14 protein-coding genes and 1 pseudogene are annotated in these 20,715 nt (G+C 70.4%); 13 read left to right on the top strand and 2 right to left on the bottom strand.

Translation table 11 applies throughout. The annotated features are described in order from the left end of the window. Positions 1-55: 55 nt before the first annotated feature. A complete protein-coding gene (gene purU, locus OIE51_RS03445) occupies positions 56-928 on the bottom strand; it encodes a formyltetrahydrofolate deformylase (RefSeq protein ID WP_326595413.1) in 873 nt (290 codons plus the stop codon). Between the two features lie 499 nt (positions 929-1,427). Between purU and OIE51_RS03440 the strand changes: the two genes are divergently transcribed. The 5 genes and pseudogenes from OIE51_RS03440 to OIE51_RS03420 all read left to right on the top strand — a co-directional run bounded on the left by OIE51_RS03440 (position 1,428) and on the right by OIE51_RS03420 (position 9,870). Then, positions 1,428-3,866: a GcvT family protein gene (locus OIE51_RS03440; protein WP_326595411.1), complete on the top strand. Its 2,439-nt coding sequence runs from the start codon at positions 1,428-1,430 to the stop codon at positions 3,864-3,866. 14 nt (positions 3,867-3,880) lie between these two features. Next, positions 3,881-4,792, top strand: a complete 912-nt coding sequence (locus OIE51_RS03435) for a bifunctional methylenetetrahydrofolate dehydrogenase/methenyltetrahydrofolate cyclohydrolase (RefSeq protein ID WP_326595410.1) — start codon at positions 3,881-3,883, stop codon at positions 4,790-4,792. 73 nt (positions 4,793-4,865) lie between these two features. After that, positions 4,866-6,098, top strand: a complete 1,233-nt coding sequence (locus OIE51_RS03430) for a sarcosine oxidase subunit beta family protein (RefSeq protein WP_326595408.1) — start codon at positions 4,866-4,868, stop codon at positions 6,096-6,098. A 10-nt stretch (positions 6,099-6,108) separates the two neighbouring features. Further along, positions 6,109-9,209 (top strand): annotated as a pseudogene (locus OIE51_RS03425) (sarcosine oxidase subunit delta family protein). Beyond that, positions 9,202-9,870, top strand: a complete 669-nt coding sequence (locus OIE51_RS03420; protein ID WP_326595406.1) for a sarcosine oxidase subunit gamma — start codon at positions 9,202-9,204, stop codon at positions 9,868-9,870. The pseudogene OIE51_RS03425 and the gene OIE51_RS03420 overlap by 8 nt, the downstream one beginning before the upstream one ends. Positions 9,871-10,016: 146 nt before the next feature. Here the strand turns inward: OIE51_RS03420 and OIE51_RS03415 are convergent, their stop codons facing one another. After that, positions 10,017-10,778, bottom strand: a complete 762-nt coding sequence (locus OIE51_RS03415; RefSeq protein ID WP_326600477.1) for an IclR family transcriptional regulator — start codon at positions 10,776-10,778, stop codon at positions 10,017-10,019. Between the two features lie 754 nt (positions 10,779-11,532). On the opposite strand from OIE51_RS03415, the gene OIE51_RS03410 reads away from it, so the two are divergent. From OIE51_RS03410 to glyA, 8 genes are all read left to right on the top strand, one after another. Then, positions 11,533-12,618 carry an S-(hydroxymethyl)mycothiol dehydrogenase gene (locus tag OIE51_RS03410; protein WP_326595404.1) on the top strand — a complete coding sequence of 362 codons (1,086 nt, stop codon included), beginning with the start codon at positions 11,533-11,535 and terminating at the stop codon, positions 12,616-12,618. Then, positions 12,615-13,244: an MBL fold metallo-hydrolase gene (locus tag OIE51_RS03405; protein ID WP_326595402.1), complete on the top strand. Its 630-nt coding sequence runs from the start codon at positions 12,615-12,617 to the stop codon at positions 13,242-13,244. The genes OIE51_RS03410 and OIE51_RS03405 overlap by 4 nt, the downstream gene beginning before the upstream one ends. Positions 13,245-13,336: 92 nt before the next feature. Then, positions 13,337-14,485, top strand: coding sequence for an N-methyl-L-tryptophan oxidase (gene solA, locus OIE51_RS03400; protein WP_326595400.1), 1,149 nt, complete (start codon positions 13,337-13,339; stop codon positions 14,483-14,485). 20 nt (positions 14,486-14,505) lie between these two features. Then, a complete protein-coding gene (locus OIE51_RS03395) occupies positions 14,506-15,627 on the top strand; it encodes an aromatic ring-hydroxylating oxygenase subunit alpha (protein ID WP_326595398.1) in 1,122 nt (373 codons plus the stop codon). Between the two features lie 143 nt (positions 15,628-15,770). Beyond that, positions 15,771-17,507, top strand: a complete 1,737-nt coding sequence (locus OIE51_RS03390) for a BCCT family transporter (protein WP_326595397.1) — start codon at positions 15,771-15,773, stop codon at positions 17,505-17,507. A gap of 369 nt (positions 17,508-17,876) precedes the next feature. Beyond that, a complete protein-coding gene (locus tag OIE51_RS03385; RefSeq protein ID WP_326595395.1) occupies positions 17,877-18,197 on the top strand; it encodes a bifunctional 3-phenylpropionate/cinnamic acid dioxygenase ferredoxin subunit in 321 nt (106 codons plus the stop codon). Further along, positions 18,194-19,396 (top strand): NAD(P)/FAD-dependent oxidoreductase, encoded by a 1,203-nt coding sequence (locus OIE51_RS03380; protein ID WP_326595394.1) that lies wholly within the window; start codon positions 18,194-18,196, stop codon positions 19,394-19,396. Before OIE51_RS03385 ends, OIE51_RS03380 begins: the two co-directional genes overlap by 4 nt. After that, positions 19,396-20,655, top strand: a complete 1,260-nt coding sequence (gene glyA, locus OIE51_RS03375) for a serine hydroxymethyltransferase (protein ID WP_326595393.1) — start codon at positions 19,396-19,398, stop codon at positions 20,653-20,655. Before OIE51_RS03380 ends, glyA begins: the two co-directional genes overlap by 1 nt. The last annotated feature ends 60 nt before the right edge of the window (positions 20,656-20,715 follow it).

Here is a 20,715-nt window from a genome sequence, read left to right as displayed (position 1 = left end):
CGGGCCGTCCGCCCGCGCCAGGGCGCACGAGACGGACGTCACCCGGCTTCGCGCGTCAGCGGAAGACGACCGTCCGGTTGCCGTTGACCAGCACGCGGCTCTCACTGTGCCACTCCATGGCGCGGGCGAGTACCTGGGCCTCGACATCGCGGCCGATGGTGACCAGCTCGTCCGGGGCGCGCGAGTGGTCCACACGGACGACGTCCTGCTCGATGATCGGGCCTTCGTCGAGGTCGGATGTGACGTAGTGCGCCGTGGCCCCGACGAGCTTGACACCGCGCTCGTGTGCCTGGACGTACGGCCGGGCCCCCTTGAAGCTCGGCAGGAAGGAGTGGTGGATGTTGATGGCCCGGCCGTCGAGCCGCTTGCACAGGTCGTCGGAGAGGATCTGCATGTAGCGGGCGAGTACCACCAGGTCGACGTCGAGCTCGTGGACGAGCTGCAGCAGGCGCGCCTCTGCCTGGGCCTTGGTCTGCGGGGTCACCGGGACGTGGTGGAAGGGGATGCCGTAGTTCTGTGCCAGTGGCTCGAAGTCGCGGTGGTTGGAGACGATCGCCGCGATCTCGATGTTGAGCGCGCCCGTGGACTTGCGGAAGAGCAGGTCGTTCAGGCAGTGGCCGAACTTCGACACCATGATCAGCGTGCGGGTCGGGGTCGAGGCGTCGTGGAGCTGCCAGGTGATCCGGTAGGTCGCGGCCACCGGGGCGAAACCGGTGCGCAGGTCCTCCAGCGAGACGTCCCGATCCGTGACCTCGAAGTGCACCCGCATGAAGAAGCGGTCCTGCAGTCGGTCATCGAACTGATGGCTCTCCAGGATGTTGCCGGAGTGACGCACGAGAAAAGTGGTCACGGCGTGGACGAGACCGGCCTGGTCAGGGCACGAAAGGGTGAGGACGAACTCGCGGCCGGGCTGCGGTCGGGGAGACATGACATCCCTCCATTGGTGCGCAATGCGCAACGTGATGAGTGATACGCAACATCGTCCAGTGTGGGTGACCGACTGGTCAAGGGGTGGCACGCGACCGGCCCACCCGCTGAATCCGTCGCCCGGACCCTCTTCCTGGGAAAATGCCCGCAGGTAGCCGTGTTTCGCTCTACACAATAGACTGTGTTATACGCAACAATCGGCAGTGTGTGGCCGCGGGTGAGGGATCCGCGCCTCGGCGGTACGGGGCGGCGCGATGTCCGGGCGAGTGGGCCATCAGGGGCTGCGGCCTGGTGCCCGAGCGCGCGGAACGGCGCGGCTGATGAATCCGGCGTTGCCGTGGTGTGTCGATTCCCCATCCGGGGCTCGTGAGCCCCGCCGTTCCGGTCCTTCGCGTGGTGGTCGTCGGTGGCGTAGCCCCTTGACAGTGCTCTGGGGCCCCCGGCACTGTGAGTTGCACAATGCGAAGTGCGTTGCGTTCAATGCAACCGGAGGTTATGTGATGGCGGGACCGCGAGTGGTCATCATCGGCGCGGGCGTCGTGGGAGCGTCGCTGGCGGACGAACTGTCCTCCCGGGGCTGGACCGAGGTCACGGTCGTGGACCAGGGTCCGCTGCCCGCCACCGGCGGGTCGACGTCCCACGCCCCCGGCCTGGTGTTCCAGACGAACTCCTCGAAGACCATGACCGAGCTGGCCCGCTACACGGTCGAGAAGTTCCGCTCCCTCGACGTCGACGGTCAGCCCTGTTTCCTGCAGGTCGGCGGCCTGGAGGTCGCCACCACGCCCGAGCGCCTGGCCGAACTCCACCGCCGGCACGGCTGGCTGGCCTCCTGGGGCATCGAGGCCCGGGTGATCGGCCCCGACGAGTGCGTCGAGCTGCACCCGCTGGTGGCCCGCGAGCGCGTGCTCGGCGGACTGCTCGTCCCCACCGACGGCCTGGCCAAGGGAGTCCTCGCGGTCGAGGCGCAGCTCCGGGCGGCCCGGGCCCGTGGCGTACGGACTCTCGGCCGCCACGAGGTGCGCGACATCCGCACGGAGGACGGCCGCGTGACGGCCGTCGTCACCGATCAGGGGGAGGTCCCCGCAGACCTCGTGGTGTGCTGTGCCGGGATCTGGGGTCCCAAGGTGGCCCGCATGGTCGGCATGGATCTTCCGCTGACCCCGCTGGGCCACCAGCTCGCCTGGACCGGGCCGGTGCCCGCCCTCGCCGGGCAGGACCGGGAAGCCGTTCGCCCGATCCTGCGCCACCAGGACGGGGACCTGTACTACCGCGACCGCTTCGACCGGCTCGGCATCGGTTACTACGGGCACCGGCCCATGCCCGTCGACGTGGACGACATCCTGTCCGTGGACGCCGCCGATGAGATGCCTTCCGTGATGCGCTTCACCCCGGACGACTTCGCCGAGGCGTGGACCGAGACCCAGTCGCTGCTGCCCGCCACGAAGGAGACCGAGGTCGAAGAGGGCATCAACGGCCTGTTCTCCTTCACCACCGACGGGCTGCCCCTGCTGGGCGAGTCCCCGGATGTGAAGGGCTTCTGGGTGGCCGAGGCCGTGTGGGTCACCCACTCCGCCGGCGTCGGACGCGCCATGGCCGAATGGCTCGTCGACGGCCACTGCTCGTCCTTCGACCTGCACGAGTGCGACGTCAACCGCTTCGAGCCCCACCAGCTCGCTCCGGAGTACGTGCTGGCCCGCGACTGCCAGAACTTCGTCGAGGTCTACGACATCCTCCACCCCCTCCAGCCGGCTGGTGCGCCCCGGCCGCTGCGCACCAGTCCCTTCCACGCCCGCCAGCAGGAGCTGGGCGCCTTCTTCCTGGAGGCGACCGGCTGGGAGCGGCCCCAGTGGTACGCCGCCAACGAGCCGCTGGTGGAGGGGCGGGACATCCCGGTGCCCAACGACTGGGCGGCGCGCTACTGGTCGCCGGTCGTCGGCGCCGAGGCCCAGGCCACGCGTGAGACCGTCGCGATGTACGACATGACGGCCCTCAAGCGCCTTGAGGTCACCGGTCGCGGGGCCGCCGCCTTCCTCCAGCGCATGACCACGGCCAACGTCGACAAGTCCGTCGGCTCGGTCACCTACACGCTGCTGCTCGACCACGACGGCGGGATCCGCAGCGACGTGACCGTCGCCCGCCTTGGTCGCGACCACTACCAGATCGGCGCCAACGGCAACCTCGACCTCGACTGGTTCACCCGGCACCTGCCCGAGGACGGGTCGGCGCAGGTGCGCGACCTCACGGCCGGCACCTGCTGTATCGGCCTGTGGGGTCCCAAGGCGCGCGAGGTCCTGCAGCCACTGGCCGACAAGGACTTCTCCAACCAGGGCCTGAAGTACTTCCGGGCCCAGCGCGCTCACATCGGCGCCGTCCCCGTCACCGCCATGAGGCTGAGCTACGTGGGCGAGCTGGGCTGGGAGCTGTACACGACGGCCGACATGGGCCTGAAGCTGTGGGACACGCTCTGGGAGGCCGGACAGGGGTCCGGGATCGTCGCCGCCGGCCGAGGCGCGTTCAACAGCCTGCGTCTGGAGAAGGGCTACCGCTCCTTCGGCACCGACATGACCTGCGAGCACGACCCGTACGAGGCCGGGCTCGGTTTCGCCGTGAAGATGGACAAGGGCGACTTCATCGGCCGGGCCGCGCTGGAGCGGCGTGCGGCCGACGTGACGCGCCGCCTCACCTGCCTGACGATCGACGACCCGCGCTCCGTCGTCATGGGCAAGGAGCCCGTGTACGACGGCGATCGCCCGGTCGGCTACGTCACCAGCGCCGCGTACGGCTACACCATCGGCAAGGGCATCGCCTACGCCTGGCTCCCCGCCGAACTCGCCACCACCGGACGCACCCTGCGCCTTGGCTACTTCGACCAGCGGATCCCCGCGGTCGTCGCCGAGGAGCCCCTGTTCGACCCGTCGATGCAGCGCCTGCGCGGCTGAGGAAGAGGAACCACGTGAGTGCACACATCCTGGACGGACGCCGCACCGCCGCGGCGATCCGCACCGAACTCACCGAGCGCGTCGCCGCCCTGGCCGCGCGGGGCATCACCCCCGGCCTCGGCACCGTGCTCGTCGGCGACGACCCCGGCAGCCACGCCTACGTCGCCGGCAAGCACCGGGACTGCGCGCAGGTGGGGATCGCCTCGATCCGGCGCGAACTCCCCGCCGACGCCACCCAGGCACAGGTCGAGGCCGTCGTCGACGAGCTCAACGCCGACCCCGCCTGCACCGGCTATATCGTGCAGCTCCCGCTGCCCCGCGGCCTCGACTCCGGCGCGGTCCTGGAGCGCATGGACCCGGCGAAGGACGCCGACGGCCTGCACCCGGTCAACCTGGGCCGGCTCGTGCTCGGCGTCGACGGCCCGCTGCCCTGCACCCCGCGCGGCATCGTCGAGCTGCTGCGCCGCCACGACGTCCCGATCGCCGGCGCCCGGGTGTGCGTCGTCGGCCGCGGCATCACGGTCGGGCGTCCACTCGGCCTGCTGCTCACCCGCAGGTCCGAGAACGCCACCGTGACGCTGTGCCACACCGGCACCCAGGGCATGGCCTGGCACCTGCGTGAGGCGGACATCGTCGTCGCTGCCGCCGGTTCGCCCGGGCTCGTCACCGCGGACAAGGTCCGGCCCGGTGCCGCGGTCCTCGACGTCGGCATCAGCCGCACCCCGGACGGACTCCTCGGCGACGTCCACCCGGACGTGGCCAAGGTGGCCGGATGGCTCGCCCCCATGCCGGGCGGCGTCGGCCCCATGACCCGGGCCATGCTGCTCGCCAACGTCGTCGAGGCCGCCGAACGCGCCGCCGGCGCCGTGCCCGCCCGGGCTTCCCGGGATTCCCTCCCGTCCCCCCGACCGAGGCAGGCTGTATGAACGCGTCCCCGTACCGTGGCGAGGCCCTGGCCGCCCGGCATTCTCTCTGCCCGTACCTGTCAGGAGGCGCACGATGAGCCCCCGCACCCCGGGCGCCGACTTGCCCGAGCACCCCGACTGGCTCTGGCGCACGTCCGAGCCCCGACCCTCCTACGATGTCGTCATCGTCGGCGGGGGTGGACACGGCCTCGCCACCGCCCACTACCTCGCCAGAAACCACGGCATCACCAAGGTGGCCGTGCTGGAGAAGGGCTGGCTGGCCGGCGGCAACATGGCCCGCAACACCACCATCATCCGGTCCAACTACCTGTGGGACGAGAGCGCCGGGATCTACGAGCACGCGCTCAAGCTGTGGGAGGGGCTGGAGGACGAGCTCGACTATCCGATCCTGTTCTCCCAGCGCGGTGTGCTGAACCTGGCGCACAGCCTCCAGGACGTCCGCGACAGCGTGCGCCGAGTGGAGGCCAACCGGCTCAACGGCGTCGACGCCGAATGGCTCGACCCGCGGCAGGTCAAGGACGTCTGCCCGATCGTCAACATCTCGCCGGACGTGCGCTATCCGGTCATGGGCGCGACGTACCAGCCACGCGCCGGGATCGCCAAGCACGACCACGTCGCCTGGGGCCTGGCCCGCTCCGCCGATGCCGCCGGCATCGACCTCATCCAGAACTGCGAGGTGACCGGCATCGACATCCAGGGTGGCCGGGTGACCGGCGTGCGGACCACTCTGGGCCCCATCTCCGCGGGCAAGGTGGCCCTGTGCGCCGCCGGCCATTCCTCCGTCCTCGCCGCCATGGCTGGATTCGAGCTGCCGATCCAGAGCCACCCGTTGCAGGCCCTGGTGTCCGAGCTGCTGGAGCCCGTGCACCCGACCGTCGTCATGTCCAACGCCGTGCACGTGTACGTCAGCCAGGCCCACAAGGGCGAGCTGGTCATGGGCGCGGGCATCGACGCGTACAACGCGTACACCCAGCGTGGCGCGTTCCACATCATCGAACACCAGATGTCGGCGGCTCTGGAGCTGTTCCCCGTCTTCGCCCGGGCCCACGTCCTGCGCACCTGGGGCGGCATCGTCGATGTCAGCCCCGACGCCTCGCCGATCGTCGGGCTCACCCCCGTGGACAACCTGTACGTCAACTGCGGCTGGGGCACCGGCGGCTTCAAAGCCACTCCCGGAGTCGGCTGGGCGTACGCCCACACCATCGCCCATGACACCCCGCACCCGCTCAACGCCCCCTTCTCGCTCGACCGTTTCACCACTGGCGCGCTCGTCGACGAGCACGGCGCGGCCGCGGTCGCTCACTAGGAGCCTGCCGATGCTGCTCATTCCCTGCCCCTGGTGCGGGCCTCGTGACGAGGCCGAGTTCCACTACGGCGGCCAGGCACACGTGGCCTACCCCGAGAACCCCGCGGCCCTGACCGACGAGGAGTGGGCCCGTTACCTGTTCTTCCGCGACAACCCCAAAGGGCCGTTCCCCGAGCGGTGGAGTCACGCCGATGGCTGCCGCCGCTGGTTCAACGCCGTCCGGGACACGGCGACCAACGAGATCCTCGCCGTGTCCCCGGCCGGTGAGCCGAAGCCGGTGACCTCATGACCGCACAGAACTTCCGACTGACCACCGGCGGGCGGATCGCGCGGGACCAGCCGCTGGCCTTCCGCTTCGACGGGATCGCATACCAGGGCCACCGGGGCGACACCCTCGCCTCCGCGCTGCTGGCCAACGGTGTCCACCAGGTCGCCACCAGCGTCAAGCTCGGCCGCCCGCGCGGCATCTTCTCGGCCGGCGGCGAAGAGCCGAACGCCGTCGTGCAGATCGACGCCCCGTTCCCGGAGCCCATGCTCCCGGCGACCACCGTCGAGCTGTACGACGGGCTCGCGGCCAGCAGCCTGCCCGGCCAGGGGCGGCTCGCCACCGAACCGGACCCGGCCCGCTACGACGCCGTCCACGCCCACTGCGACCTGCTGGTCGTCGGCGCGGGACCGGCCGGGCTCGCCGCGGCGGCCACCGCCGCCCGCAGCGGGGCGCGCGTCATCCTCGCCGACGACCAGCCGGAACTCGGCGGCAGCCTGCTGAGCACGGGAGAGCTGCTCGACTGGGTCGCCGACGTCCGCGACCAACTCGTGGCCGCCCCCGCCGTACGGGTGCTGCGCCGCACCACGGTCTTCGGCCACTACGACGACAACCACGTCCTCGCCGTCGAGCGCCGCACCAACCACCTCGGCGCGCAGGCTCCGACGCACGTGGCACGCGAGCGGGTGTGGCGGATCCGGGCCCGGCGGGTGGTCCTCGCGACCGGTGCCCACGAGCGGTCGCTCGCGTTCGCCGACAACGACCGGCCCGGCATCATGCTCGCCGGCGCGGGCCGCGCGTACGTCAACCGGTACGCCGTCGCCCCGGGCCGCCACGCGGTCGTCTTCACCACCAACGACAGCGCGTACGCCGCCGCCCTCGACCTCGCCGCGGCGGGCGTGCGGGTCGCGGCGATCGTCGACACGCGGCCGGAGGCGGGGGAGGCGGCGCGCCGCGCGGCACAGGCCGGGATCGAGGTGCTGCACGGCCACGCCGTCACCGGCACCGCCGGCGAGCCGCGCCTGACCTCGGTGACCGTCGCCGCCCTCGGCGAGGGGATCCCGGCCAGGGAGATCAGCGCCGATCTGCTCCTCGTCTCCGGTGGCTGGAACCCGGTCGTCCATCTCTTCAGCCAGGCCGGCGGGAAGCTGCACTACGACGAGGCGATCGGCTCGTTCGTCCCCGGTAGCTGCCGCCAGAAGGTGGAGGTCGCCGGTGTCGCCCGCGGCGTGCTCGGTCTGCCGGGCGTCCTGGCCGACGGCGTGGCCGCCGGGTCCCGCGCGGTCCAGGCCGAGGGCTTCGCCGCGGCCGAGCCGCTCCCGCTCCCGCTGGCCGCGGCCGAGTCCTCGTCGCCCCCCGCGCACCTGTGGGTGGTTCCGGGCGCGGACCCGGCTCGCAGCTTCGTCGACCTGCAACGCGATGTCACCGTCGGTGACTTGGCGCGCGCGACGGGCGCCGGCATGCGGTCGGTCGAGCACGTCAAGCGCTATACCACGGCCGGTACGGCGCACGACCAGGGCAAGACCTCCGGCGTGCTCACCAGCGGTGCCGTCGCCGGGCTGCTGGGTGTCGACATCGGCGACCTGGGCACGACGACGTTCCGCGCCCCTTACGCGCCCGTCTCCTTCGCGGCCCTCGCCGGCCGCGACCGTGGCGTCCTGCACGACCCCGTGCGTGTGACCGCCCTCCACGACTGGCACGTCGCCCATGGCGCCCGGTTCGAGAACGTCGGTCAGTGGAAGCGGCCCTGGTACTACCCGCGGGACGGCGAGGACATGGAAGCCGCCGTGCTGCGCGAGTGCCGTGCCGCCCGTGAGGGAGTCGCCCTCATGGACGCCTCCACCCTCGGCAAGATCGAGGTGCAGGGCCCGGACGGGGGCGTCTTCCTGGACCGGCTTTACACCAACATGATGAGCACCCTGAAGGTCGGCAGGATCCGCTACGGCGTGATGTGCCGCCCCGACGGCATGGTCTTCGACGACGGCACCGTCATCCGCCTCGCCGAGCACCGGTTCCTGGTGACCACCACCACCGGCAACGCCGCCGCGGTCCTGGACTGGATGGAGGAGTGGCTCCAGACCGAATGGCCGGAACTGCGCGTGCGCTGCACGTCGGTCACCGAGCAGTGGGCCACCGTCGCGCTCGTCGGGCCCCGCTCCCGCGAGGTGCTCTCCGGCCTCGCCCCGCGGCTGGCCGTGGACAACGAGAGCTTCCCGTTCATGGCGTGGCACGACACCGAGGTCGCCGGCATCCCGGCGCGGGTGTGCCGCATCAGCTTCTCCGGTGAGCTGGCCTTCGAGATCAACGTCTCGCCGTGGGACGCGACCGCGCTGTGGGAAGCGCTGTACGAGGCCGGCCGACGGCACGGCATCACCTCGTACGGCACGGAGACGATGCACGTGCTCCGCGCCGAGAAGGGCTATCCCATCGTCGGTCAGGACACCGACGGCACCGTGACCCCGCAGGACCTCGGCATGAGCTGGGTGGTGTCGAAGAAGAAGGCCGACTTCATCGGCAAGCGCTCGTACGCCCGTGCCGACACCGGCAGGCCCGACCGCAAGCACCTCGTCGGCCTGCTCCCCGAGGAGCCGGGCACGCTGCTGCCCGAAGGCACCCAGCTCGTCGCCACGGACCGGTTGCCGGAGCCTCCGGTGCCGATGCTCGGACATGTCACCTCCAGCTACCGCAGTGCGGCGCTCGGCCGCGCCTTCGCGCTCGCCCTCCTCAAGGGCGGACGGGAGCGCGTCGGCGAGCGGGTGTACGCGCCGGTGGGCGGCGAGCTGATCCCGGTGACCGTCACCAGCCCTGTTCTCTACGACCCCGAGGGGGCACGCCGCGATGGCTGAAATCACCACCCGGCGCAGCCCGTTGGCGCACGCCGCCGACCGGCTGGCGGCCGCGGGCCGGACATCGGGCGGCGCGCTGCGCCTGGCCGAACTCCCGTTCCTGACCCAGGTCAGTGTGCGCGTCGAGCCCAAGAGCCCGGCGGCGGAGGCCGTCGGCCTGGCCCTCGGCGTACCGCTGCCGCTGGAGCCGAACACCGTCAGCCGGGGCGGCGAGCTGTCCGTCCTGTGGCTCGGTCCGGACGAGTGGCTCGTCGTCGGCCCGCCCGGCGGCGCGGGGGAGGTCGAGGAGCGGCTGCGCGAAGCCGTGGGCGAGGAGCCCGCCTCCGTCGTGGACGTCTCGGCACAGCGCACCACCCTGCTCGTCGCCGGGCCACGGGCCGCTGAGCTACTGGCCCACGGCTGCTCCCTCGACCTGCACCCCCGTTCCTTCGGCGCGGGCCGCTGCGCGCAGACGACACTGGCCCGCGCCCAGGTGGTGCTGGTCCCGCGGGACGAGCACAAGCCCGGCTTCTGGGTGCTGGTGCGCTCCTCGTTCGCCGGCTACCTGGCCGACTGGCTGCTCGACGCGGCCTCCGAATACGTCGCGCGTGACCGCCTCCGAGGCGTGTTGCCCTGTGAGGTGTGGGACGTCACCGGTGGGGGGTTCGCCGAGCAGCCGTAAAGCGGAAGGCCGTCACGCCGCCGCGGCCGGCGCGTGTCGCCGGCCTGCTTCGGCCACGTCTCACCCACAGGACGGCCTGGGGCGCCCTGTGGGTGAGACGCCGCTGTGCGCGCACGCGGTCCGAAGCCCGCCGCGGGCGGGGCGCCTCACCCGTGAGTCTCGGACCGGCGGAGGTAGCCGAGCCGGGCTGAGATCTTCCTGGCCGCGGCCCGCACCAGGGGGGAGATCTCCAGCAGTCGCTGCTCGGTCAACCGGAAGGACGGCCCCGAGGCGCTGAGAGCGGCCACCACCTGCCCGTTGACGGTGAGGACCGGCGCGGCCACCGCGTTCAGACCCGTTTCGAACTCCTCCACGCTGTAGGCGCAGCCCTCCGTGCGGATGCTCGCCAGTTGAGCCCGGAGGGTGCCGGGATCGGTGACGGTGCGCGGCGTGTAGCGCTCCAGGGGTGCCGCCAGCGTGCTCTCGCGCTGGGGCTCGGGCAGATGTGCCAGCAGCGCCTTGCCGCTGGAGGTGGCGTGCAGCGGCGACCGCCGTCCCAGCCAGTTGTGCGTGGTGATGGCGGAGGGGCCGAGCACCTGGTCGATGTTGATCGCGGCGTCTCTTTCGGGGATGGCGAGGTTGATGGTCTCCGCGACCTGTGCCGCGAGCCGCTCGCAGACCCGGCGGCTCTGCCGGGACAGGTCCAGTCGGACCGTGGCGGCACCGGCCAGGCGGATCAGGCCGAGACCGAGGCGGTACTTGCCGCGCTCATCCGTCTGCTCGATGAGCCCGCGCACCTCCAGAGCGGTGGCGAGCCGGGATGCCGTCGACTTGTGCACCCCGAGCTCGGCGGCTATCTCCGTGACGCCCGCCTCTTCCCGGCGCCCCAGAAACTCCAGGATGGCCACGGCCCGGTCGACGGATCGCACCGGGGACTCCGGCTGGTGAGAGGAGTCCGCCCCCTCAAGCGGCCAACGACCACGCAAATTGTTGCTCATGGCGCAACTCTATGCGCAGAGCGCTCCTCGTGGGGACCTTTGGGTGGCCTCTTCCGGAAGTTCTGGGGGAGGGGGCTGGGCGGGCCCCGCCGGCGGCCGATGGGGGCGAAGCCGTTGTCCGGGCGGGCCGGGAAGTTACAAGAACTTCAACCGCATGTCTTGACGCCGATACAATATCGATATTTTGTTGCGTATGCAGAAACGTGCATCTGTGGGCGCAACAAGTGTCGTGTCGCGGCGGTGGATCCCGCGGTGGTGCTGGAAGGAGGTCGCGGTGCGCGAGCCACGTGTCCCAGCGGTTCCTCCGGCGGTTCGTCGTGCCGCGCTTCTCGCTCGGGAAGCCGTCCGGGCGGCCCGGCCGAACACCGTCGGGCGATTCGGGTCGACTGCCCCCTTGACAGCCCCCTCCGGAGCGCCAGACTGTTGTGTCAAATAGACAAGGGTGCGCTATGCGCAACAGCGCGGGTCCGGCGACTCCGTCCTGGCCTCAACGAACTTCTGCTGGATCTTCCCGCGAACGGCCGCCGGGGCCGTTGAGCACATCGGACCTCGTTCGTGCGGAGCACCCACCACCGGCGAAGGTCACTTCCTTCCCTCGCCGGTCTCACCGCGCGATCCGGCGTCGTCGCCAGCCACAGAACGTCCGGCCGAAGCTCGCTTTCGGCCCCCAGCGAGGAGCTTGACCATGTCACACGAGGTACGCGCAGTCGTCGCCCGGGAGAAAGGCGCTCCGGTCTCGGTGGAGAACATCCTGGTGCCGGATCCCGGCCCGGGGGAGGCGCTGGTGCGGGTGCAGGCGTGCGGCGTCTGCCACACCGACCTGCACTATCGGGAGGGCGGGATCACCGACGAGTTCCCCTTCCTGCTCGGTCATGAGGCCGCGGGCGTGGTCGAGGCGGTCGGTGAGGACGTCACCGAGGTCGCGCCCGGCGACTTCGTCGTTCTCAACTGGCGCGCGGTCTGCGGTCAGTGCCGGGCCTGCCGCAAGGGCAAGCCGTGGTACTGCTTCACCACCCACAACGCCACCCAGTCGATGACGCTGCTCGACGGCACGCCGCTTAGCTCCGCGCTCGGCATCGGCGCGTTCGCCGAGAAGACCCTGGTCGCCGCCGGACAGTGCACCAAGGTCGATCCGGCTGCCTCGCCCGCCGCGGCGGGGCTGCTCGGCTGCGGCGTGATGGCCGGGTTCGGCGCCGCGGTCAACACCGGCGCCGTGGGCAGGGGCGACTCGATCGCCGTGATCGGCTGCGGAGGTGTGGGCATGGCGGCCATCGCCGGCGCCGCTGTCGCCGGCGCCAGCCGCATCATCGCCGTCGACGTCGACGAGCGGAAGCTGAAGTGGGCCGAGAAGATGGGCGCCACCGCCACCGTCAACTCCTCCGAGACCGACGCTGTCGAGGCCGTCCGCACGCTCACCGGCGGCTTCGGCGCCGATGTCGTCGTGGACGCGGTGGGCCGCCCCGAGACGTACAAGCAGGCGTTCTACGCCCGCGATCTGGCCGGAACGGTGGTGCTGGTGGGCGTGCCCATGCCCGAGGCGAAGCTGGAACTGCCGCTGCTGGACGTCTTTGGCCGCGGCGGGGCCCTGAAGTCTTCCTGGTACGGCGACTGCCTGCCCTCCCGGGACTTCCCCGCCCTGATCGACCTCTATCTGCAGGGACGCCTCGACCTGGACGCCTTCGTCAGCGAGGAGATCGCCCTGGACCAGGTGGAGTCGGCGTTCGAGAAGATGCACCGTGGTGAGGTTCTGCGCTCGGTGGTGGTCCTGTGACCGCGCGGATCGAGCACCTGATCACCTCCGGGACCTTCGAGCTGGACGGCGGCAGCTGGGAGGTGGAGAACAACGTCTGGCTGGTCGGCGATGAGCAGGAGGTCCTGGTCATCGATGCCGCGCACGACGACGCGGCGATCGCCGCGGCGGTCGGCGACCGGCGTCTGGTCGCCATCGTGTGCACGCACGCCCACAACGACCACATCAACGCCGCTCCGGCCCTCGCGGCCCGCACCGGAGCGCCCATCCTGCTCCACCCCGCTGACACGGTGCTGTGGAAGCTCCAGCACCCTCAGCGGGAGCCCGACCGGGAGCTGGTCGACGGCGAGCTGCTGACGGTGGCCGGCACCGGACTGCATGTGGTGCACACCCCCGGGCACGCTCCCGGGGCGGTCTGCCTGTACGCACCGGAGCTGGAGGCACTGTTCTCCGGCGACACCCTCTTCCAGGGCGGCCCCGGCGCCACCGGCCGCTCGTACTCCGACTTCGACACCATCATCGCCTCGATCCGCGACCGGCTGCTCACTCTCCCCGCCGACACCACTGTGCACACCGGGCACGGCGGCAACACCTCGATCGGGGCCGAAGCACCCGCTCTCGGCGAATGGATCGCCCGAGGGCACTGACCCGCCCCGCACAGGGGCGGCGCCGACCGGCTGAGCCCGCCCGGGCACCAGTACCACCAACGCATCGTCAGCAAGATCCAGGAGATGGACACATGCCCTCCTCGTACGACGTGATCGTCGTCGGTCTGGGCGGGATGGGCAGCGCAGCCGCCTACCACCTCGCCGCTCGCGGCCAGCGAGTGCTCGGCCTGGAGCGCTTCGGCCCGGCCCACAACTTCGGCTCCAGCCACGGTGGATCCCGCGTCTACCGGCAGGCGTACTTCGAGGACCCCGCCTACGTTCCCTTGCTGCTCCGTGCCCACGAACTGTGGGAGAAGCTGACGGTCGACTCGGGACGCGAGGTCTTCATCGAAACCGGCGGCCTGATGATCGGCCGTGAGGACAGCACGGCGTTCTCCGGCACCCTGAAGAGCGCCCAGCGGTGGGACCTGGACCACGAGATCCTTACCGCCGCCGACATCCGGCGACGCTTCCCGACTTTCCGTCCGGCCGCCGAGGACGTCGCCTTCTACGAGCGCAAGGCGGGGGTGGCCCGGCCGGAGGCGACCGTCACCGCCCACCTGGAGCTGGCCCGCGCCCGCGGTGCCGAGCTGCGTTTCGGGGAGGTCGTCCGGCGCTGGGAGACCGACGGACCGGGGGGCAGGGCCTGGGTGGCCACCGACCGCGGCGTGTACACCGCCGACCGGCTGGTCATCGCCACCGGCGCGTGGGCCCCCAAGCTCCTCCCCGACCTGGGCGTGACCGTGACGGTGGAGCGGCAGGTCATGTACTGGTTCCAGCCCGAAGGCGGGACCGGCCCGTTTTCCGCCGACGGGCACCCCGTCTACGTCTGGGAGGATCCGGACGGCACCCAGATCTACGGCTTCCCCGCCCTCGACGGACCCGAAGGCGGAGCTAAGGTCGCCTTTTTCCGCAAGGGCGTCCCCAGCGACCCCGACAGTCTTGACCGCCGAATCCACCCGGACGAGATCGCGGCCATGACCGAGTACCTGCGCCCGCGCATCCCCACTCTGCCCGGCAGCTTCCTCAAGGCCGCGGCCTGCATGTACGCCAACACCCCCGACGAGCATTTCGTCATTTCCCGGTACCCCGAGCACCCCCAAGTGACAGTGGCGTGCGGGTTCTCCGGCCATGGGTTCAAGTTCGTTCCGGTGATCGGCGAAATCCTCGCCGACCTGGCCACCGAAGGCACCACCAAGCATTCCATCGCCCTGTTCGACCCTCGACGTGTGCGCGTCTGACGTTTCTCCGAAGGTGACATGTGACCATGACGAATCTGTCTTCCAGTCTGATCTCGACGCTGTCGGGGGAGTACTACACCGATCCGGGGATTTTCGCTCTGGAGCAGGAGCGGGTTTTCGAGGCGATGTGGTTCTGTGTGGCCCGCGCTTCGGATCTGTCCAGGCCGGGTCAGTTCCGGACGTGTCAGGTGGGGCGGGAGAGTGTGCTGGTCTCCCGTGCCCGGGACGGGTCGGTCAGGGCGTTCTTGAACGTTTGCCGGCACCGTGGTGCGAAGTTGTGCACGGAGGAGTCGGGTGAGGTCAAGCGGGCGTTCCAGTGTCCGTATCACGCCTGGACCTATGGTCTGGACGGGAAGCTGGTCGCGGCGCCGAATCTGACGTCGATGCCGGATGTCGACCGGGTCGGGTACGGGCTGGTGGGTGTCCATGTGCGGGAGTGGCTGGGGTATGTGTGGGTGTGCCTGGCCGAGGTTCCGCCGTCCTTCGAGGAGGACGTGATCGGTGCGGTGGTCGAGCGGCTGGGTGATGTGGAGTCGATCGGGAATTACGGGATCGATGATCTGCGGGTGGGCCGGCGGATCACGTATGACGTGCAGGCCAACTGGAAGCTGATCATCGAGAATTTCATGGAGTGTTATCACTGCGCGACGATTCATCCGGAGCTGACGGAGGTGTTGCCGGAGTTCGCTGATGGGTATGCGGCGCAGTTCTTCGTGGGTCATGGTGCGGAGTTCGGTGAGGGGGTTGAGGGTTTCACCGTCGATGGTTCTGAGGGGCTGGGCCGTATTCCCGGTGTCGCCGAGGGGCAGGATCGGCGTTATTACGCGATCACGGTCAGGCCACAGGTGTTCATCAATCTGGTGCCGGATCATGTGATCTTCCATCGGATGTTCCCGATGGCGCATGACCGCACTGTGGTGGAGTGCGACTGGCTCTATCTGCCCCATGTCGTCGACGGCGGTGCGGATGTGGAGCGGTCGGTGGAGTTGTTCCACCGGGTGAATCAGCAGGATTTCGACGCCTGTGAGCGTACCCAGCCGGGGATGAGTTCCCGGGTCTATGCCAGCGGCGGTGTCCTGGTGCCCAGCGAGCACCACATCGGCGCATTCCACACCTGGCTTCAGAGCAAGCTCGGCGCCTGAGATCATCCCGCGCCCCCGGACGAACCCGGGGACTGCTCGCGCGGGCCGTCCGACGGCGTCCCCGACAGGCCACCAGGTCGCCCATGAGCTGCCGACCGACCCCTGAGACAACTTTCACCGCCACCCCTCGGAAAGGACGACCCATGAAAAACAGAAAACACAGCAGAGACGGGAGCCGAGGCCATCCCGTCGGCGCGGACCTGCCGGGAAGCCCGGCGACCACCGTCAGCCCTCGCACCGACCCCGTCGTCTTCGGCGTCAGCGCGGCCCTCACCCTGGCCTTCGTCGTGGTGGGAGCCACGGCCACCGATTCTCTGGAGAGCGTGTCCGGGACGCTGCTGGACGCGCTCATGGTGAACGGCGGCTGGGTATTCGTCCTCGCCGCCTCGGGCTTCGTCGTCTTCGCTCTTTGGCTGGCGATGAGCCGTTACGGGCGGATCACCCTGGGCCAGGACAACGAGCGGCCCGAGTTCCGCACCATCTCCTGGATCGCCATGATGTTCAGCGCGGGCATGGGCATCGGCCTGATGTTCTACGGCGTCAGCGAACCACTGTCACACTTCTCCAGCCCGCCGCCGGGCACCACCCCGGCCGACGCGGCCGAGGCCACGGAGACCGCCATGGCCACCACCCTCTTCCACTGGACGCTCCACCCGTGGGCGATCTACGCGGTCGTGGGCCTGGCCATCGCCTACAGCACCTTCCGCCGCGGGCGCCGGCAGTTGATCAGCGCCGTGTTCACCCCACTGATCGGCGCGAAGCGGGCGAACGGCTGGGGCGGACGGGTCATCGACATCCTCGCCATTTTCGCCACCCTCTTCGGTTCTGCGGCCTCCTTGGGGCTCGGCGCCCTGCAGATCGGCAGCGGCATCACCGAACTGGGGTGGATGGGAACCGTCGGCACCGGCCTGCTGATCGCCGTGATCGTGGTGCTGACCGTGGCGTTCGTCGCCTCCGCGGTGTCCGGGATCGCCAAGGGCATCCAGTGGCTGTCCAACATCAACATGGTGCTGGCGCTGACCCTGGCGGTCTTCGTGTTCGTCGCCGGGCCGACCATCCTCATCCTCGACCTGCTGCCCACCTCCGTCAGCGCCTACCTCGGCGACATGACGCAGATGGCGGGACGTACCGAAGCATCGCATGGCGAGGGAGTCGCCGACTGGCTGTCCGGGTGGACGGTCTTCTACTGGGCCTGGTGGATCTCCTGGACGCCGTTCGTCGGCATGTTCATCGCGCGCATCAGTCGTGGCCGGACCATTCGGCAGTTCGTGGGCGGGGTCATCCTGATCCCCAGCTCGGTCAGTCTGATGTGGTTCGCGATCTTCGGCGGCTCGGCGATACGGCTGCAGGACCAGGGGCACCTCAGCGACGCGACGACAGCCGAGGGCCAACTCTTCGACGTGCTCCAGCAATACCCGATCGCCACGGTGACGAGCCTGCTGGTGATGATCCTCGTCGGGATCTTCTTCGTCTCCGGCGCTGACGCCGCCTCGATCGTGATGGGGTCGCTCTCGCAGCGCGGATCCCTGGAACCGACCCGGGCCGTCGTGGTGTTCTGGGGTGTGCTGACCGGGGCGGTCGCCGCCGTCATGCTGCTCATCGGTGGCGGCACGGGCGACGCGCTCACCGGATTGCAGAACCTCACCATCCTCGCGGCCGCCCCCTTCACCCTGGTGATGGTCGGGTTGTGCATCGCTCTCACCCGCGATCTGCGCCAGGACCCGCTCATCATCCGTGGACAGCAGTGCACGGAAGCCATCGAAACGGCCGTCGTGGCCGGCCATGAGAAGTACGACGGCGACTTCGAACTCCGCATAGGCCCCGCCACATCCACCAACGGCCTGGCGTCCCAGAAGCCCCCAACAGTAGCCGGGCTCTGAGGCACGACGGGGCCGTGCGACGACGTGTGCGTCCACGGCCCCGCCTTCCGTTCGCCGAGCGGTTCGGCTGCGGCGTCGTGCCCCGGATGCGCGCGCGTCCGGGGCCGCCACGAGGCGGAACGCCGTGTCCGGGGCGCCGGTCACCGCACCCATTCTGTTGCTTATCCCGCAACCTCATGCGCTAACGCCGACTGATGCGGTTCCTCCCTTGACAACCCGCTGCGCGACGGAAAGCATGTTGCGTATAGTGGTTTGTGTTGCGCTATTTGAGGCATCTCTCGCTGTTCCCCTCCCGTCGCAAGGCCGGGCGTCATCGGCCGGCCGACGGCTCCCCCTCTCTGTCGGGCACCCGCAACCCGGAGGTTCCCCATGATCACGGTGTGCCGGATCGAAGACCTGCCGCCTGGCGAGTCCATCCGTGTCACCCAAGGCGTCCCCGCCCCCATCGCGTTGTTCAACGCGGACGGCACGGTCTACGCCATCGATGACACCTGTACGCACCAGGACGCCTCGCTGGCCGACGGCTGGCTGGAGGGCTGCTTCGTCGAATGCCCCCTGCACGAGGCATCCTTCGACCTGCGCACCGGTCGCCCGACCTGCCCGCCGGCGAAGGCCCCGGTGCGCACCCACCGGGTCTCGCTGGAGGACGGCTACGTCCTGCTCCACGTCACTGTTGGGGAGCTGGGATGAGAAGCATCACCGTCGTCGGAGCGTCGCTGGCAGGTCTGAGCGCGGTTCGCGCGCTGCGCGCGGAGGGCTACGACGGCGACATCGTCGTCGTGGGGGAGGAGCGTCACGCCCCCTACGATCGCCCGCCCCTGTCCAAGGACTTCCTCAAGGGCGACGTCGACGCCGACGCGCTCGCGCTCGGGGACGCGGACGAGTATGAGGACCTGGAGGCGCGGTGGCTGCTCGGCGAGCGCGCGGTGCGGCTCGACCCCGCGGCCCGGTCCGTCACCCTGGCCGGCGGACGGGAGCTGCGCACCGACGGAGTCGTCATCGCCACCGGAGCCCGTCCCCGGATGCTCCCCGGTACGGACGGGTTGGCCGGCCTCCACACCCTTCGCACCCTGGACGATGCCCAGGCTCTGCGTGCCGAGCTGTTGAACGGCCTGCCCCGGGTCGTCGTCATCGGCGCCGGCTTCATCGGTGCCGAGGTGGCGTCCACCGCCCACCGGCTGGGGCTCCACGTCACCGTCGTCGAGGCGCTCGACGTACCGTTGGAGCGCCAACTGGGACGCGAGATGGGGCTGGCGTGCTCTTCACTCCACAGCGATCACGGGGTTCCGCTGCTGTGCGGAACCGGCGTGGCGGGATTCACCGGCAAGGGCCGGGTCACCGGCGTACGGCTGGCGGACGGGCGCCTGCTGCCCGCCGACATCGTCGTGGTCGGGGTGGGTGTGAGGCCCGCCACTGACTGGCTCTCCGGTTCCGGTGTCCAGGTGGACGACGGCGTGGTGTGCGACGCCGGCTCCGCGACAAGCGTTCCTCATGTGGTGGCTGTTGGTGACGTCGCCCGCTGTCCTCACCCGTTCACCGGGCGGCACGCGCGCATCGAGCACTGGAGCAACGCCATCGAGCAGGCGAAGACCGCCGCCCGCACCTTGCTCTCTGGTGTGTCGGCCCCTGCCCCGCTCACCGCGCCGTACTTCTGGTCCGACCAGTACCAGGTGCGCATCCAGTTCGCCGGACACGTCGCCCCCGGCGACCGACCCGAGTTCCTTGAGGGCGACCTCGACAGCCGTTCCTTCACGGCCGTCTACCAGCGCGAGGGCTCCCCCGTCGCCGTTCTCGCCATGAACCAGCCGAAGCTGTTCAACCGGCTCCGCCGCACCCTCACCCCTGCCGCCGCGGCTGCCGGGCACCGTGACCCACGAGGAGCCCGCTGATGACCCTCTTCAACCGATCCCTTCACGAGCTCGACCCGGACGTCGCCGCCGCCGTCGACGCCGAGCTCCACCGCCAGCAGTCCACCCTGGAAATGATCGCCTCGGAGAACTTCGCTCCGGTCGCGGTCCTCCAGGCCCAGGGCTCGGTGCTCACCAACAAGTACGCCGAGGGCTATCCGGGCCGCCGCTACTACGGCGGCTGCGAGCACGTCGACGTGATCGAGCAGCTGGCCATCGACCGGATCAAGGCGCTCTTCGGCGCCGAGGCCGCGAACGTGCAGCCGCACTCCGGCGCGCAGGCCAACGCCGCCGCGATGTTCGCCGTGCTCTCCCCCGGCGACACCATCCTGGGCCTGGATCTCGCCCATGGCGGGCACCTGACCCACGGCATGAAGATCAACTTCTCGGGCAAGCTCTACACCGTCGCCGCCTACCATGTCGACGCGGAGACCGGCCGGGTCGACATGGCCGAGGTCGAGCGCCTGGCCAAGGAGCAACGGCCGAAGCTGATCGTCGCCGGCTGGTCGGCGTACCCGCGTCAGCTCGACTTCGCCGCGTTCCGCCGGATCGCCGACGAGGTCGGCGCGTACCTGATGGTCGACATGGCGCACTTCGCCGGCCTGGTCGCCGCGGGCCTGCACCCGAACCCGGTGCCGCACGCCCACATCGTGACGACCACCACCCACAAGACCCTCGGCGGCCCGCGCGGCGGCGTGATCCTGTCCACAGCCGAGCTGGCGAAGAAGATCAACTCCGCGGTCTTCCCCGGCCAGCAGGGCGGCCCGCTGGAGCACGTCATCGCGGCGAAGGCCGTGGCCTTCAAGGTGGCGGCGAGCGAGGACTTCAGGGAACGCCAGCAGCGCACGCTCGCGGGCGCCCGGATCCTCGCCGAGCGCCTGGGCCGGGCCGATGTCGCCGAGGTGGGCGTCTCCGTGCTGTCCGGCGGCACGGACGTGCACCTGGTCCTGGTCGACCTGCGCGACTCCGAGCTGGACGGCCGGCAGGCCGAGGACCGCCTCCACGAGGTCGGCATCACGGTCAACCGCAACGCCATCCCCGACGACCCACGGCCGCCGATGGTCACCTCGGGCCTGCGGATCGGCACTCCGGCCCTGGCCACCCGCGGCTTCGGGGCCGAGGACTTCCGCGAGGTCGCGGACATCATCGCCGAGGCGCTGAAGCCGGCGTACGACGCCGACGGACTGAAGGCCCGCGTCACCGCCCTGGCGGAGAAGCACCCGCTCTACCCCGGCCTGTAAGCCGACAACCCCTGCCGCGGGGGCGTGCCCGTGACTGTCCGGCACGGCCCCTCCAACCCC

The organism is Streptomyces sp. NBC_01803 (assembly GCF_035917415.1).
Lineage (GTDB): Bacteria > Actinomycetota > Actinomycetes > Streptomycetales > Streptomycetaceae > Streptomyces.
This window is presented reverse-complemented; position numbering and strand designations above follow the sequence as displayed.